Consider the following 15,282-nt stretch of genomic DNA (forward strand, 5'->3'; position numbering starts at 1 on the left):
GGGGTATTGGCTCAGGATTGGGCGTCCGCATCCCGTCGTTTTGCGGTGACCGTATCTTGCAGCAGGCGCAGCAGTTCGGGAACACCCTGCCGTGTTGCGGCGGAGATCAGGAGAACAGGCGCGCCACTGGCCTTTTGCAGGGCCGCTCGGCGGGCAGATGCCTCACGCGGGGTCATGGCATCGTTCTTGTTCAGGGCAATAATTTCGGGCTTTTCAGCCAGACCACCCCCATAGGCCGCCAGTTCGTGGCGGATGGTGCGCCATGTGTCCACCACATTGCCCGCCGCGCCATCAATCAGGTGCAGCAGTACGGCACAGCGTTCCACGTGGCCCAAAAAGCGGTCACCCAGCCCTGTGCCTTCATGTGCGCCTTCAATCAGACCGGGAATATCTGCCACCACAAATTCTTCGGTCATGGACAGGCGGACAACCCCAAGTTGGGGGTGCAGGGTGGTAAAGGGGTAGTCGGCAATTTTTGGTCGGGCGGCAGAGACAACGGAAAGGAATGTGGATTTGCCAGCATTGGGCAGGCCCACCAGCCCGACATCTGCAATCAGCTTGAGCCGCAGCCACACCCAGCGTTCCTCGCCCGGCCAGCCCTTGTCGGAGCGGCGGGGGGCGCGGTTGGTGCTGCTTTTGTAGTTGGCGTTACCAAAGCCGCCATCGCCCCCACGGCACAGGGTTACGCGCTTGCCTGCCTCGTCCAGGTCAGCCAGCAGGGTTTCGCGGTCATCATCCATGATCTGGGTGCCGATGGGCACTTTGATGACAACGGGGGGAGAGGCAGCCCCCGTGCGGTCCGAGCCTGCGCCATTCCCCCCCTTGCGGGCGCGGAAATGCTGGGTATAGCGAAAATCGATCAGCGTGTTCAGGTTGGGAACCGCCTCGAATATAATGTCGCCCCCACGGCCGCCGTTACCGCCATCGGGGCCACCGAATTCGACGTATTTTTCCCGCCGGAAGGCTGTCACCCCATCTCCACCATCGCCTGAGCGAACGTAGATTTTAGCCTGGTCCAGAAATTTCATGACATACCTTCCGCCCCGGAACACGAAAAAGGGCCGAACCTTCCGGCCCGGCCCTGTTTTGCGTTCCAGCTACGCTAAAACGTAGGCTGGAAAAACCAGCCTGCTTATTCGGCTGCGAGGGGCAGCGCGTCAACAGAAACGTGGACGCGGCCTTCTGCACGGCGTTCAAAACGCACGCTGCCGTCAACCAGAGCAAACAGTGTGTGGTCGCGGCCAACACCAACGCCAACGCCAGCCTTAACCTTTGTGCCGCGCTGACGAATGATGATGTTGCCAGCAATAACCTGCTCGCCACCAAACTTTTTTACACCAAGGCGGCGTCCGGCGCTATCGCGCCCGTTACGGGATGAACCGCCAGCTTTTTTTTGTGCCATGACCTAAGTCCTCCGTGGTCGTACCGGCCTGTTGTTCCCCTTGGGGAAATCAGGCGGCGTTAATTTCCTGAATGCGCAGAACGGTAACCGGCTGACGGTGGCCGTTTTTGCGGCGGCTGTTCTGCCGACGGCGCTTCTTGAAGATGATGACCTTCTTGAGGCGGTCCTGAGCGATAACGGTGGCCGTTACCTTTGCGCCAGCTACTGTGGGAGCACCAATGGTGGTGCCGCTCTCGCCACCAACGGCCAGAACGTCATCAAAGGTGATGGTGGAGCCGGCTTCGACTTCCAGCTTTTCAACCTTCAGCACCATGTTGGGCTCAACCCGGTACTGTTTGCCGCCAGTGCGGATAACTGCGAACATAAACTGTCTCTCTTTCCGATCTCTTGACCCTCGCGGCACCTTGGGCACAGGCGAAAGATCAGCTCGCTTTTTATTCTTTGACCGTGACTTTGCACGGCATGCTTCCATCTGCGTGGATCAGCGGGGCTTTTACTGGCAGACTCGCCGCCACGTCAACAACGAACTTGCGCGCATGCCACGGTTCTGGGCGCGTGAGGTGGTTTTGGCGGTCTGCGCCGTGCAGATTGGCCACACTCTGCCTGCCAGACATAGCCTTGCTGCACCTGCATGCTCAGGCCCGCGGTGGTATTTTGCGGGCCAGTTTTTTGACCTCACGCCACGCCTGCAACCCCAGCCCGTGCGCAGACAGGTTGGTGTATTTCACATCAATCAGGGTCACGTTGCCGGCGGCTGCAAGCGTATGCATGCCCTCTGTATAAGGGGCGTAGCTTGCGGGCCTGCGAATGGCCGCACCGGCGTGGGTTATGACCTTCTGTGGGCTCAGTTCATCAAAAATCAGGGGGCGGATGGCCCCACCATAGGTGTGGGTGCAGTCCTGCACGGGCAGCACAACCTTGCCGCCGACCACACAGGGGGTGCCGCCGGGGCGGGTGCTGGCGTTGTCCAGCCGTACGGGGTTGGTGGGGTGGCGCTGCCACGGGCCAAGCAGGCTGGGGGCGTAGGCAAGGTGGAGTTCACCCACAGGGGCGGCTGGGCGTCTGGCGGGTGTGTAGAACAGCCACCACAACCCGTCGTGGAAGAAGGGGGTTGCATCCACGGCAATATCTTCCCCAAGGGGGATAACGGCCGCTTCCTCCCACTGGTCAGGAAAGTTGACGGCCCGATACAGCGTGAGCTTGCCTGAGTGGTGGGCCTCGGGGAGCATCCATGTCTGCCCGTCTGCCTCAAAAACATAAGGGTAGGAGAGATGCCACGGAGTCTGGAGCGCCTTGCGCTGGTCCTGAAGGTTGAATGCCGCGTCATAGATAAAGACATCTATGGAACCCACGCGCACGCGGTGGTCGTAATCCTCCACGAACACATGCAGCCTGCCATCGCGCCATAGTCCGAACGGGTCTGCGCGGAAGCAGAAGCTACGCATGGGAGGGGTCCAGACAACAGGCAGCCCCTCAAGCGTGCCGCGCTCAAGAATGGCGGGCAGGGGGCTGTCGACAATACCAACGCGCCAGATGTCTTTTCGCAATCCCATGGTAGAGTGTTCCTTGCTTGTCGGGTCAGGTGTTGGGGCGACCTTGTGGAGGGCGGCGCAGTCTGCCTAGCCCGGCGTGGTCTGGCCTGTGGGCCGGGGCTGGACGACCTTGTGGTTGAGCTGGCGCAGGACGGGGAGCGCGCAGGCCACAAACATCATCAGCGAGGCCAGAAGTGTCTCCAGCGATGCGCCTTTGATGCCGCCAAACGCCATGAACACAAAAAGCAGCGGAAAATAAAGGCACATCACAATAATACGCCACCGCAGCAGAATGGAAACCTTGTCGATCATGACAAGGAATGGCTCCAGCGGGATCAGGCAGATATCCAGCAAGGAGCCGCCCACAAGCAGCAGGAGTATGGTCTGCTGTCCGGGCCAGACGTCATGCAGCATGTACGAAAACAGGCGGTTGCCAACTGTTGCTGTCAGCACAAGCGAGAGGGCTGAAAATGCAATGATAAGACCAAATATCTTGAATATAACGGTGCGGATGCCCTGCCAGTCCTGTGCATCCCTCAGGCGGATGAATTCGGGGTAGAGTGTTGGAATCATCAACTGCGCGGGTTTGGCTAGCCCGTTACTGATCTGGCGCGCCACTTTGTACACTGCGGCTTCGCTCGCACCCAGTCTGCCACCGATCAGTAGCGTGGCCCCTTGCGAGAAAAAGGATTCCAGAACCTGATTGACACTTGTCTTGATCGTATAGGGCCATATGCCCGTAATGCCTGACCTGCCCAGAATGATGTGGGAAAGGGAGGGAAAGCCCCCTGTCTGTTTTTTAACCAAGTATATCCCGGCGCAGCTACAGGACACAAACATGGTCAACTGGGTTAAGGACCAGACAAGTAGAAAGTAGCCAATACCCAAATGGTACATAAAGCCAATACCGGTGCCACCCGTGCGCACGCAGGTTGTCAGGAACTCATAGACGGGCACAAGCTTAAAGCGGTTGCACAGCCGCAGCATGCCGGTTGACCAGCCCGTGTTCATGAAAAAAATGGTCAGCATGCACAAGGCTGCATCAAGCTGGACCTGCGGGCTCCACCCCATAAAGGAGCCGCCCAGCAAGGCGACCCCCCCTAGGCCCGTAAGCACCCCAACCAGCCCGCTGATAAAATCAGCACGGATGCAGAAGGTGAGCACATCATAAAACCGGTCAAACTGTTTTTGTTCAAAATAACTGGTGCCGTAATGCAAAAGGGACTGCCACGATTGCAGGTGTGTGATGTCACACACCATGGATGCAAAGGTAATGACGAGCAGCATGACGCCAAAATCCTGCAACCCCAGTGTCTGGGCTGCCCATGCAACATAGACAAAACTGCATACGGCGTTGACCACACGGCTGCCGATCAGGATTCCTGTATTTCCCAGAATACGCATAAAAACAGAATTGTGGCTGTGGTCCATGCAATCTCACACATCAAAGGCCTGAAGCGCGGCTTTTACACCAATTGGGGGTGTGTGGAAAATAAGGCCCTGTCTGCATATTTATTGCTGATGTGGCATGTATGCTGTGCTAAAATACCTGAAAGATGAGGGTTCTGGTTAATTCAGATGTTTGTATCTTTAGGTATAGGTGCAGTGTTTTTCTGATAAAATCGTGGAAAACATTTGTATATGTCGTGTCTATGCCTTTCATTTTGTGAAATATGAGTTGAATAGAGAGAATTAAAAATAAATTTAATTTCTCCAAGTAATGTTGCACTTGGCATGTGCTGAATATAGGTAGGTTTTCACTTTGTTATTCTATAAAAAAATTATCAATTGCACATGTTTGAGACCAAACAGGCATTTTAGAAACCATCTGATAATAAAGATGTCGGTAATGGAACGTTTTGCAAGCCAGAAACTGCTTAAAATAGGGGTTGTTCTTAGGGACTTCAGGCTTGGCGGCAGCGAGCGTGTTGCTATTGGCCTTGCTAATTACTGGTCCGGGCTTGGCTTTCTGGTCACGGTGTTTGTCGGGCGCAGTGAGGGGGAAATGCGTGATCTGCTTCGCCCGGAAATTGCCGTGCATTCCGCATCAGTCCCCACAACCGTCCCGGACAGGTTACTGGGCAAAAAAACAGCTTGGGCTGCACGGCGGCATTTTCGGGCTAATCCCGTGCAGGCATGTTATGTGCCGGGCAATGGTCACTGGCCCATTACCCGACGTCTGGCTCAACTGCCCAGACGGGTCAGACCGACCCTTGTGTCGCAGGTCAGTTCTCCCATCTTCCGGCAGGGGCGTAGTCCGCTGTCGCAGTGGCTGTATAATGTACGCATGCGGTTTTTGCTGCGTGCAAGCGACCATGTTGTGGCCGTTAGCATGAACTGGCCAAAGACACCCGCACCGTGCTGACGGGCCGGGAGGTCAAGGTTATTCCCCTGCCCGTTGTGTGGGTGGAGCACGACCTTGTGCCTGTGCCAGAGAATGGTGATCTGAACATCCTGGCAGCAGGTAGGCTGGTGCCGGTCAAGGGGTTTGATGTGCTGATCGAAGCCATCGCCTTTGTGAAAAAACAGTGCCCAACCGTGCGCCTGATCATCTGTGGCGAGGGACCGGAACGCCCAAGGCTTGAAAGTCTGATAAGCACTCTGGGGTTACACGAGAACGTGGTGCTGGCGGGTTATGTCTCCTGCATCCGTCCATGGCTGGATGCGTGCCGTATGTTTGTCCTGTCTTCTTATGCAGAAAGTTATGGTGCTGTTCTGGTGGAGGCTCTGGCTGCAGGGCGGCAGATTGTCAGCACCCGCTGCACGCCTGCGCTACAGGACCTGATGCAGGCCCCATGGGTGGGGGAAGCCGTGCCAGTGGGGGACCCGTGTGCTCTGGCGGATGCCATTGTGCGCCTGCAGGCCCAGCCAGCTCCGCCGTGTGAAAGGCTGGCTGAAACCGTGCGCTCTTTCCATCTGGCCCACGGTGGGGAGCATTATCTTTCCCTACTGGCGTCAGGCTCCGGAGGCCGGGCCGGGTAGGTTGCGTGATCGTGTGGTGAATTTCTGCTGCGCGTGTAAAGGGGATTGGTTTATGCCGCTCCTTGGTGATAGTAAAACGCAGTCTTAATGACTGCATGTGCCTTGATCCTATGCGGGGTGCCTGCTGTTCGGGCGTATAGGGTTGGCATGATATGCGCGTAGGGTTTCTCATTCAGCACATCAATGGTCTGGGCGGGACAGAACGGACCGCCTGCGCTGTGATGAATGGGCTGGTCGAGCATACCAGCGTATCTTTGATCGAACTCTGGTCACAAGGCTCCGCTGCGTATGGGTTAGACCCCAGAGTGCAAACTGTCTCCCTTTTTACCAGACATATGCCCATGCTCAGCCACTGGGGGCGTCTGGTCTGGCAGTGTTACAGGCAGATCCGCGCCTTAAAGCTGGACGTGCTGGTGGTGGTGGAAAGTACGCATGCCCTGTACGGTGTTGCAGCCTGCCGTCTGGCGGGTATTCGCTGCGTTGTCTGGGAACATTTTAACTGCAACGTGGATATGGGCAAACGCAAGCGCCGCTGGGGGCGGTGGATAGCGGCACGCTGGGCGGATGACATTGTAACCCTGACCAGCAGGGACATAGCCTTGTGGCGTCAGAAACTGGCCCCAAAAGCCAGACTGGTCTGTATTCCCAACATGGTGCCTGCCCTACCACCTGTGCAATATGACCCGGACTCACGCCATGTTGTCGCTATTGGTCGACTTACGCACCAGAAGGGGTTTGACAGGCTTCTGGCCGCTTGGGAAAAAATTATAGAGGATCGGCGTTCTACGGGCTGGGTGTTGCAGATCATGGGATCTGGCCCAGAGCTGGACCAGTTACGAGGCAGGGCTGAATCGCTCGTACATGTAGATTTTCTGCCTGCGCGGAAAGATGTCAGCGCTGTTTATGCGCGCACTGGTATTCTGGTTTCCACATCACGGTATGAGGGGCTGCCCATGGTCATGCTGGAAGCGGAGGCCGCAGGAATACCGATTGTCGCCTTTGATTGTGAAACAGGGCCGGCTGAAATTATTGCGTCAGGTCAAACAGGTTTTCTTGTAACGCAGGATGATGCAGAGGGATTTGCCCATGCTGTTATTGAGTTGATGGGGGACCGAGACATGCGCATGCGTTTTTCCACCGCCGCCAAGGCGCGGTCCAATTTGTTTTCGCCCGATAAAATTATGGAAAAATGGAGATGTCTTCTTAAAGTTTAAACAGGGTATCATGGGTGAAGGTATGGGGGTACGGAACTGTCAAGCATTGGTGTGGTTATTCACGATTTCAAGTTCGGTGGCTCGGAGCGCATAGCCATCAGGCTTGCAAATTACTGGGCTGGTAACGGGTTTTCGGTAACAGTGTTCTGTGCCTCCGTTCAGGGGGAGATGCGTCATCTCCTCTGTGACAGTGTCAGGGTGGTCTGCACGTCTCCTGTCCTGTCACGCCATTATGGCAGCATGTACCAGCTTGCACGCAGGGCGCGGCGGTATTTTTCCGAAAACCCTGTGGATTTCTGCTATATTCCGGGTAATTACCATTGGCTTGTTACGCATGAGCTGGCCCGTCTGCCGGTCTCTTCGCGTCCTGTTCTTGTCTCCCAGATCAGTTCTCTTATTTACAAACCCGGTCGCTCACGCTTCAGACAGATGTTGTTCAACCTGCGTATGCGCTACCTGCTGAGCAGGAGTGACCTTGTGGTCGCCATGGATCGCATGAGTGCGCGCCAGAGCAACGCCATTTTGCACAGAACAGACACGCTGCTCATACCGTTGCCTGCCTTGGACGCAACTGGGGCTCCTCCTACACCGCGCCCTGCAACCCTGTCTGTTGTTGCCGCAGGGCGGCTGACTGAACAAAAAGGGTTTGATGATCTGGTCCGGGCGTTTGCACTGGTGCGGCGCGCGCTGCCACAGGCCCAACTGACCATCTGTGGCGAGGGGGAGGAAAGACCCGCGCTGGAGCAGCTTATACGCAGCTATGGGCTGGAGGATGCTGTAACGCTGGTGGGGTATGTGCAGAATATACGTCCGTATCTGGACAGGAACGCCATTTTTGTCCTCTCCTCCCGCCGGGAAGGGTATGGTGCAGTTCTGCTGGAAGCGCTGGAAGCCGGGCGTTATGTCGTGACAACGGATTGCACGCCAGCCGTGTACGATATTTTTGATGATGGTGTTTGTGGCAAGGTCGTGCCGCCCAACAGCCCGAAGGCTCTGGCCGAGGGGTTGGTTGAGGCTTTGCAGAATGGGCGCGATATTACCCATCTTGTCGGGGAGCGTGTGGCCCGTTTTCGGATCAATGTTGGTGCACAGATGTATATTGCAGCAGTGGAAAGCAAACTGCACGCCCGTCGCGGGTAAAGAGTAACAGGCACCGTGCCAGTCGGTCCGTATTGCCATTGGAGGCTGTGCGGCGCTTTTAGCGGCTGTCTTTAACAATCTGTTCAACGCGGGCCAGTATGGTGCGCCCTGTCTGGTCAAAACGGGCCGCGCCAAAACGCTCGAGCACAGTGCTGCGCGCGCGCTGGCCCATGGCTGCCAGCTGCTCAGGCTGCCGGAGCAGTTCGTGCAGGGCAGATGTCAGGGCCTCCACATCCTGCGGAGGTACAATACGTCCGGTCTGGGGCGTGATTGTGGAGGGCATTTCCCCTGCTCTGGAGGCAATAACGGGCAGTCCAGCCAGCATGGCCTCGTGTGCGGCAAGGCAGAAGCCTTCCCACAGGGAGGGCTGCACATAAAGGTGCAACTGCGACAAAAACCCTGCCGGGTTTTTGACATGCCCTATAATCCGCACGGGCAGGTTGTCGCGCGCAATCAGTTTTTCCAGCTTGGGGCGTTCTTCTCCCTCGCCTGCAATCAAAACCTCAAATGGCGGCAGGTCGGGGAGGGATTGCAGTCTGGCAATGGCTGCGCACAGAATATCATACCCTTTTACAGGGTGCAGACGGCCCAGTGCGCCAATACGCACGGTAGTTCCCGGCTGCCATGGAGTGGCCATGGGGAAAGACGCATCCGCCCGGAAGATGGGCCACTGCACAAGATGTTCGGGGGATACGCTCAGTGTCTGGCGTGTCTGCTCCGCCACGCATGAGGAATCTGCCACCCACAGCGCACTTCTGTTCCTGAAACGCCTGAGCAGAAAGGCATTAAAGGGCTTGAGGCGTGCTGAATGCTGCCAGCTTACAACCGGCACATGGTGCCATTGCCCCACAATCTGCCCCAGCAGCGTTGCCCGGCTAAGGGATGTCCATATGACATCGGGTTGGTAGGTGCGCATTTGTCTGTTCAGCCAGTACAGGGCTGGACCATGGTCTTTGCGTGTGCCGGGGCGGATATGCACATTCAGGCCTGCCTTGTGCATTGGCTCTACGGCCAGTCCGTCCCGGCGGGTCAGGGCAAATACTTCCACATGGTGCCCTGTCTCACGCATGACCTGCGTTATGGCTGGAACTGGCGAGGCCGCGCCGCCGCCTTCCACGGAGTTTATGACATATGCGATTTTCATTATCGCCAGTTTTGCACAAATCAGCCGAATAGGCGAGGGAGCATGCCCCCGTCATCCGTGCTGGTCAGCCAGACCTCAGGCGGATTTTTGCAAAAACCGGACAATCGCATCCGCTGCACCAGGTGATGTGGGGCCCTGCTCACAATGCTCAAAGGTTTCTGTCACGTAGGCACGCTGCTTGGCCACAAATTCGTTTTGTCGGGCAAAGGCTACGGGGAGTGCTTTTTTCAGGTCCGCGGGGTTATCAATGACCTGCCCCAATGTCCAGAAGCGGTAATCCTTGTTGTTCTGCCACGCAGCGTGGTGCGCGTTCAGAAAAATACAGGGGCGCGGGCGGATCAGGAATTCAGCAACCTGACTGCTGACATCACCCAGATAAAGATCCGCAGCCATGGTGTAGGTCATGTCTATGCTGCTGGTGCTGCCAGTATCGATCAGGATGTTGGAATACTGCGCAAAGCGTTTGGTCAGTGCCTTACCCTGTTTTTGGTGGCTATTGAACAGGCGGTAATGGGGGGCACAGATCAGGTTGTAACGGTCCTGATTGGCAAAATAGTTCAAGATCGCCTCACCAAACAGATACCATGAGGTGAGGTTACGCGAAAAATGCGGGTTATACAGCACAATAGGCTTGTCGTTATCAAACAGGCGCGACCGTTTTTTTTGCAGCCGCTCAACAATATCAAACTTGGCGTAGGAGCCCATATAGTAGTTGCCCGGTGTGATCAGGCGGCGTTCGAGCAGCCTTTCCTCCACTTTTTTGCCGGACAGGAGCACAAAGTCGAACCGTTTGATATCTTTGGCAAACCCTATGGCGCGGTCACCCGCACCATGCCTTGTCCAGATATAGCGTGGTTTGGTAACGCCCATGCGCTTGAGGTACAGCGATGTGCGCTCGGGCACCACAATGGCCTGAAAATGGTCAAAATAATGCCGGCTAAAAAACAGGGAGGCCACTTTTTCAAACGGGCCGGGGCCGTGCCGTTCAATCAGTTTTGTCAGCCATGACGGGATGGGCAGCAGCTCATACACTACTCTGGCGGAGGGGTAGAGCTTGCCGAGTGAGCGCACATAATCCAGATGGCGTTTGGTCAGGCAGGTAACATGCACCTCCACATCGGGGTGACGTGTTGCCATTTCAAAAGCGATTGGCAGGGAGTGCAGCGTCTGGTGTGGCTGGGCGATCAGAAGAAAAACCACCTTGATGTGGCGTGGCGCAGACTGCTCAGGTGAATGTTCTTTCAGCACGTCCTGATGGGCCATGGTCATGTTCTGAAGGCGTTCCTGATGATCTGTCATGTCAAAAAAATGGATGTACAGGCTGGAATGGCAAGTGCTGTTGTGCATCTTCGCTCAGGACAAAGCGTGCCGGGGGATTGATGTCATGTTAGGTGGCCCCATACCATTCAGCGTCAACAAAAACAAAAGATCGCCCGCTGACTTGCGCCAGATAACTGCCAGCGTCAAGACGCAAACAGCGTGAGGAATGGCTGGTATAAAGGTGGAAAAGCTCACTTAATATGGATGTCAGACACATATTTTGACTACGCCGCCACAAGGTGGGTTCCATACCGGGGGCGAAGATGTGGTGATGGATGCCCCGATCACCTGTTCCAGTTCAGGCGCTAGCTTATAAGAATGTCTGAGAATTGGTTTTGGCGGAGAGGGAGGGATTCGAACCCTCGGTACGATTGCTCGCACAACGGTTTTCGAGACCGCCCCATTCGACCGCTCTGGCACCTCTCCGTGAGCACGGTTTATAGGTGTGCTTGTTCAAATATGCAAGGGCCGATCTTGGTTCGCATGTGCCCAAAAAAACAGTGCACATATCAGTGCTGGCATAGTGCAAAACTGCTCTGGTAGGTATTTATGGAAGTGTTTTGCATCATCAGGGCTGCTCAGGAAATAAAGGGCAGGCAGGCGTAGCGTTTCCCTCGGGTTACGGGTGTTACGGCGTGGAGCAGGGCGCAGGAAAAAATGACAGCACCCCCCGCAGGGGCCGAAAACTCCTGAAGGCTGAATTCTGGAAAGAACAATCTGCCGCCGTCAAAGTCATTGTTGAGATTGATGGAAATTGCAAACTGCCTGTGTGCGGAGGACGAAACAGTATTGTCTCTATGAGGGCCAAAAAAACCCTGATCTTCCGCATGGTATGCGCTGATGAGCAGGCGCTCCATCCGGCTTGCCTGAAAGCGGAATACTTTAAAAATAGCGGGCACGGCCCGACGTATGACGCGCGCTTGCAGTCCCTCTACCAGATGTTTGTCCCGTAAAAAGCAGTCATGTCGTCTTTTGAAGTCTGGGGCGATAACACGCTGTGGATTTCCGTCCCAGTCTGCAAAAAGAATGGGGGAGGGCTGGGCATCATGGGTCTGGTAATAATGCATGAGGGCGGCGCAGAATTCTGGTTCCAGAACATGTGGCAAAACAAGTGCGGGAACCGGACAATCCATGCCCAGTGGCACGGCCTGCTGCTGGCTAACCCATGTATGGAGGGTTTGCCATATCTGTGGTGTATGCGGCATCCGCTCAGCAACATGCAGCATCGGATTAACAATGACCCATTGGGTGGGGTCGTTGGGTGATATGCCGAACAGCTTATGGACTTTATGGTCACAGTCAAAAAAGAACACGCAGTGTGGATAACGCTTTTGCAAGTCTGCATCTGTTGAATTGATTGTGCCGGAGCAGACGATAAAAACAGAGCAGTTTGGCGGCCCTGCAGGCGGAGGGTTGGCCTGAATGGCATCCAGCGTATCTGCGATTGTTGGCGTATTGAGTGTGCTGCAAAACAAAAGCAGGTTAAAGCGCCCTCCACTCATATCAAATGTATGGCTGCCCGTGGGGGTGCTGGCTCTTTGTGTAAAAGGAGCAACCGGATCCCCGATATGGCTTGCAGGCTGATGCATGATAAATCCCATACAAATGTATGTACAACTTGGTTCTGCGCTTTGAATGATAAAATAATCTCCTGTTCTTGCATAGAAGATAATATTTTATAAAATATGGTGGAAAATTCAGGTGTGTCGCGGTGAGGTTCAGTTGTGTACTGAGGAAAGAGAACACAACATACCTATACAATATTTTATTTTTCGGAATTTCCGAACGAATCCTATTTTACGAGGGGATTTGGTTCTTGATGGAAATGACTTTTCCGCATGCAAGAATATGCATGATGCGGTGATGCGCCATAAAAAATACACGTTAAGTGCATGTAAAAACAAAAAAAATATTTCAAAACTGCGGCACGCTACGTCGTGAGGTGAAGATTTTTTAATTCTAAATCGTAATGTTTTTTCGGTCCGAGGGAAAAATATGGTTGCATAGACAAGTTAAACAATGTCATTGCTTGTTTGAAACAAAAATACCATCCAGGGCAGGTGCCATGCTAACCATCGTACATTATCGTGCGTGTAAGACATACATTGCACTTTCAACCGCATCCTTTCTGGCTTCCACTGCCTTGGCGCATGCCGCTGTCGATCATACCCACGTGCGCAGTGCTGCCGGGCAGCATGAGGTGGCATCCGGGTCGCATGTTACGTCGGGCAAGGCCGCTTCGGGTAAGGCTAAGGCTGCGGCACCCCGCACACTTGTATCGCATGGCACGGAAGAAGTGCAGGTTAACGCGGCCCTGCAGCATGGCGCTTATGGGCGGATGCGCCGTATTGCCGGTGGTGGGCTGATGGCGCGCCAGACCGGCGGGGATATGCGCAGCACGGTTACGTCGGAATATATCAACAAGCAGGCAGCAACGACTACGGCTTATCAGGCGGTATCGCTGACGCCGGGCGCTAACTTTTCGCAGAGTGATCCGTACGGTTTTGCGGCTAACTCCATGCTGAGCGTGCGCGGTCTGGGTGGGAATGAAGTAGGGCAGGTCTGGGAAGGCATGCCCGTAAACGACATTGAAACCTACAACGGATACCCGACCTACTGGGCCGATGGTGAGGATATTGAGTCCGTCAGCCTGACGCAGGGCTCCGCTGCCATTACGGCCCCGGTCATGAACGCAGCAGGCGGACAGATTACCACGACCATGCGCGACCCGGGCAAGAAGTTCGGCGGGCTGGTGGATTATAGCTATGGCACACTGAATCTGGAGCGGTTTTATGGCCGCATCGACAGTGGCGAAATCGGTCACACGGGTTTGACGGGTTATGTCTCTTTTTCCAACGGAACAGCCAAAAACTCGCTCGGTCCGGGGCGGCAGATGCGGCGGCACGTTGATTTTGCTGTGAAAAAAGATTTTGAAAACGGCGATGTCATCAAGCTGAATGGCTCTTACGTTGACATGGACTACATGTACAACCCCAACCCGACCAAGGATAGCTGGAACACCTACGGGCGCAGCTATGCATGGGGCGGAACCTTCTCGCCCGGTAGCTCGGATTACTGGCAGCAGAACCGCTGGAAGTGGGAGCAGATCATGCTCAGCATGCCATCGCTGTTCAAACTGCCGGGTAAAACCGAACTGAATGTTACTCCCTATTTTCTGGAAGCATGGCAGAACTCTCCTGCCTCTTCCACCTTGTCCGAGACAGGGAATTACTACGGCACGCAGCCTGTTTCCGTCACTATCCCCGGTGTTGATGAATCGGGTGGGAGTGTGCGGAGCGACTATGTGGGCACGCAGAGTGTGGGCGGGGTCAATGCGGCTCTGTCACGCAAGTTTGGCGACCACAAAATTACTCTGGGTTACTGGTACCAGTATGGTGTGGATGATCTGTCCATGCCGTTTTCCAGCGTGTCCTCTTCGGGGCTGACTGGGTCTGCATGGAGTTTGCACAACGTCACCATGGGCAATGGCGAGCCCTATCTGGCGGAAAAAGAACACACGGTGACCCAGACAAACGCCCTTTACCTGCAAGACGAGGTCTCCCTCCTGCAGGACAGGCTGAAGATTGTGGGCGGCATTAAAGCGCTGATGGTGAACAAGGAAGGTACCAACGGCCTGCCCGGGCCGCAGTACCATGTGGGGAGCAACAACTTCCAGCCGCTTCCCCGGCTTTCCGTGGCGTACAAGTTCAGCAAAGACCATCAGGTCTTCTTTAACGTCACCACCAATACGCTCATGCCGATTGATGACACGCTGTACAACAGCTACTCAGGCGGGGCGATCAGTACGCAGGGGAACTCCAACCTCAAACCTGAATATTCAATTTCGGAAGAGTTGGGGTATCGGTATCAGGGGAACATCGTTCATGCGTCTGTTGCCCTTTTCAACTACAACTTTACCAATCGTCAGGTTTCCAGTCAGCGCTACGTGAACAACGTGCAGGTTTACTCCACCATTAACGGCGGTGGGCAGACAACGCGCGGTGTGGATTTTGAGGCAGGCTTAATGCCATTCCATGGGTTTTCTCCCTATGTTTCGGCCGAATACCTGCACGCAACGATTGATAACAACATTCAGGTTGGCAATGACTACCTGCCAACGGCTGGTAAAACAGCAGTCAGAAGCCCGCATTTTCAGGGGGCTATTGGTATTGTTTACGATCATCGGAACTTTTTTGGCACATTCTCTGTCAAATACACCGGCTCGCAGTATTCGACATTCATGAACGACGAAAAAATGCCGAGCTACAAGACCCTTAACCTGTCTTTGGGGTACCGTCTTCCAAGCTTCGGGTTTGTTAAAAACCCTGAAATACGCGTTGCATTCATGAATCTGACTGATGAGAAAGTGCTCTCCGGTGTGGCGTCTCCCCAGTTGAACGCCCAGACCGTAACGGGAATACACGGCTCCAGCATAGGAGGCTCTTCACCCCAGTATTACATTGCGCCGCGCTTTACCACGTCCATGACTATTGCCGCCGGTTTCTGAATTTATCGCGTCAAGTCCATTACAAGAAAAACAGAGGTTTC

13 protein-coding genes and 1 tRNA gene are annotated in these 15,282 nt (G+C 55.0%); 5 read left to right on the forward strand and 9 right to left on the reverse strand.

Translation table 11 applies throughout. The features are described 5' to 3' along the window. Positions 1–11: 11 nt before the first annotated feature. From obgE to JCM25146_RS05645, 5 genes are all read right to left on the reverse strand, one after another. On the reverse strand, positions 12–1,028 hold the full coding sequence (obgE, locus tag JCM25146_RS05620) for a GTPase ObgE (RefSeq protein WP_025826488.1): 1,017 nt from the start codon (positions 1,026–1,028) through the stop codon (positions 12–14). A 104-nt stretch (positions 1,029–1,132) separates the two neighbouring features. Continuing rightward, on the reverse strand, positions 1,133–1,402 hold the full coding sequence (rpmA, locus tag JCM25146_RS05625) for a 50S ribosomal protein L27 (RefSeq protein WP_025826490.1): 270 nt from the start codon (positions 1,400–1,402) through the stop codon (positions 1,133–1,135). A gap of 49 nt (positions 1,403–1,451) precedes the next feature. Continuing rightward, positions 1,452–1,766 carry a 50S ribosomal protein L21 gene (gene rplU, locus JCM25146_RS05630; protein ID WP_025826492.1) on the reverse strand — a complete coding sequence of 105 codons (315 nt, stop codon included), beginning with the start codon at positions 1,764–1,766 and terminating at the stop codon, positions 1,452–1,454. Between the two features lie 271 nt (positions 1,767–2,037). Then, positions 2,038–2,955, reverse strand: a complete 918-nt coding sequence (locus tag JCM25146_RS05640) for a glucosamine inositolphosphorylceramide transferase family protein (RefSeq protein WP_025826496.1) — start codon at positions 2,953–2,955, stop codon at positions 2,038–2,040. 66 nt (positions 2,956–3,021) lie between these two features. Continuing rightward, positions 3,022–4,338, reverse strand: a complete 1,317-nt coding sequence (locus tag JCM25146_RS05645; protein WP_159101958.1) for a lipopolysaccharide biosynthesis protein — start codon at positions 4,336–4,338, stop codon at positions 3,022–3,024. Between the two features lie 445 nt (positions 4,339–4,783). Between JCM25146_RS05645 and JCM25146_RS05650 the strand changes: the two genes are divergently transcribed. The 4 genes from JCM25146_RS05650 to JCM25146_RS20635 all read left to right on the forward strand — a co-directional run bounded on the left by JCM25146_RS05650 (position 4,784) and on the right by JCM25146_RS20635 (position 8,270). Continuing rightward, on the forward strand, positions 4,784–5,299 hold the full coding sequence (locus tag JCM25146_RS05650; protein ID WP_025826500.1) for a glycosyltransferase: 516 nt from the start codon (positions 4,784–4,786) through the stop codon (positions 5,297–5,299). Beyond that, on the forward strand, positions 5,293–5,916 hold the full coding sequence (locus JCM25146_RS17520; RefSeq protein WP_025826502.1) for a glycosyltransferase: 624 nt from the start codon (positions 5,293–5,295) through the stop codon (positions 5,914–5,916). Before JCM25146_RS05650 ends, JCM25146_RS17520 begins: the two co-directional genes overlap by 7 nt. A 152-nt stretch (positions 5,917–6,068) precedes the next feature. Beyond that, positions 6,069–7,130 (forward strand): glycosyltransferase family 4 protein, encoded by a 1,062-nt coding sequence (locus JCM25146_RS05660; RefSeq protein ID WP_025826504.1) that lies wholly within the window; start codon positions 6,069–6,071, stop codon positions 7,128–7,130. Between the two features lie 51 nt (positions 7,131–7,181). Further along, a complete protein-coding gene (locus JCM25146_RS20635; protein ID WP_025826506.1) occupies positions 7,182–8,270 on the forward strand; it encodes a glycosyltransferase in 1,089 nt (362 codons plus the stop codon). A gap of 58 nt (positions 8,271–8,328) precedes the next feature. Here the strand turns inward: JCM25146_RS20635 and JCM25146_RS05670 are convergent, their stop codons facing one another. The 4 genes from JCM25146_RS05670 to JCM25146_RS05690 all read right to left on the reverse strand — a co-directional run bounded on the left by JCM25146_RS05670 (position 8,329) and on the right by JCM25146_RS05690 (position 12,323). Further along, positions 8,329–9,414: a glycosyltransferase gene (locus tag JCM25146_RS05670; protein ID WP_025826508.1), complete on the reverse strand. Its 1,086-nt coding sequence runs from the start codon at positions 9,412–9,414 to the stop codon at positions 8,329–8,331. A gap of 75 nt (positions 9,415–9,489) precedes the next feature. Then, positions 9,490–10,620, reverse strand: a complete 1,131-nt coding sequence (locus JCM25146_RS05675; RefSeq protein ID WP_025826510.1) for a CDP-glycerol glycerophosphotransferase family protein — start codon at positions 10,618–10,620, stop codon at positions 9,490–9,492. Between the two features lie 450 nt (positions 10,621–11,070). Beyond that, a tRNA-Ser gene (locus tag JCM25146_RS05685) sits at positions 11,071–11,160 on the reverse strand. 152 nt (positions 11,161–11,312) lie between these two features. Further along, positions 11,313–12,323 carry a 2OG-Fe(II) oxygenase gene (locus tag JCM25146_RS05690; RefSeq protein WP_025826513.1) on the reverse strand — a complete coding sequence of 337 codons (1,011 nt, stop codon included), beginning with the start codon at positions 12,321–12,323 and terminating at the stop codon, positions 11,313–11,315. Between the two features lie 554 nt (positions 12,324–12,877). On the opposite strand from JCM25146_RS05690, the gene JCM25146_RS05695 reads away from it, so the two are divergent. Further along, positions 12,878–15,241, forward strand: a complete 2,364-nt coding sequence (locus JCM25146_RS05695) for a TonB-dependent receptor (RefSeq protein WP_159101959.1) — start codon at positions 12,878–12,880, stop codon at positions 15,239–15,241. Positions 15,242–15,282 lie beyond the last annotated feature (41 nt).

Origin of the sequence: Acetobacter okinawensis JCM 25146, from assembly GCF_000613865.1 — a bacterium.
Taxonomy (GTDB): domain Bacteria; phylum Pseudomonadota; class Alphaproteobacteria; order Acetobacterales; family Acetobacteraceae; genus Acetobacter; species Acetobacter okinawensis.

Bases quoted from the DNA above. Each gene is read 5' to 3' on its own strand.
- obgE (WP_025826488.1), bottom strand. From the start codon at position 1,028: ATGAAATTTCTGGACCAGGCTAAAATCTACGTTCGCTCAGGCGATGGT.
- rpmA (WP_025826490.1), bottom strand. From the start codon at position 1,402: ATGGCACAAAAAAAAGCTGGCGGTTCATCCCGTAACGGGCGCGATAGC.
- rplU (WP_025826492.1), bottom strand. From the start codon at position 1,766: ATGTTCGCAGTTATCCGCACTGGCGGCAAACAGTACCGGGTTGAGCCC.
- JCM25146_RS05640 (WP_025826496.1), bottom strand. From the start codon at position 2,955: ATGGGATTGCGAAAAGACATCTGGCGCGTTGGTATTGTCGACAGCCCC.
- JCM25146_RS05645 (WP_159101958.1), bottom strand. From the start codon at position 4,338: ATGCGTATTCTGGGAAATACAGGAATCCTGATCGGCAGCCGTGTGGTC.
- JCM25146_RS05650 (WP_025826500.1), top strand. From the start codon at position 4,784: ATGGAACGTTTTGCAAGCCAGAAACTGCTTAAAATAGGGGTTGTTCTT.
- JCM25146_RS05660 (WP_025826504.1), top strand. From the start codon at position 6,069: ATGCGCGTAGGGTTTCTCATTCAGCACATCAATGGTCTGGGCGGGACA.
- JCM25146_RS05670 (WP_025826508.1), bottom strand. From the start codon at position 9,414: ATGAAAATCGCATATGTCATAAACTCCGTGGAAGGCGGCGGCGCGGCC.
- JCM25146_RS05690 (WP_025826513.1), bottom strand. From the start codon at position 12,323: ATGCATCAGCCTGCAAGCCATATCGGGGATCCGGTTGCTCCTTTTACA.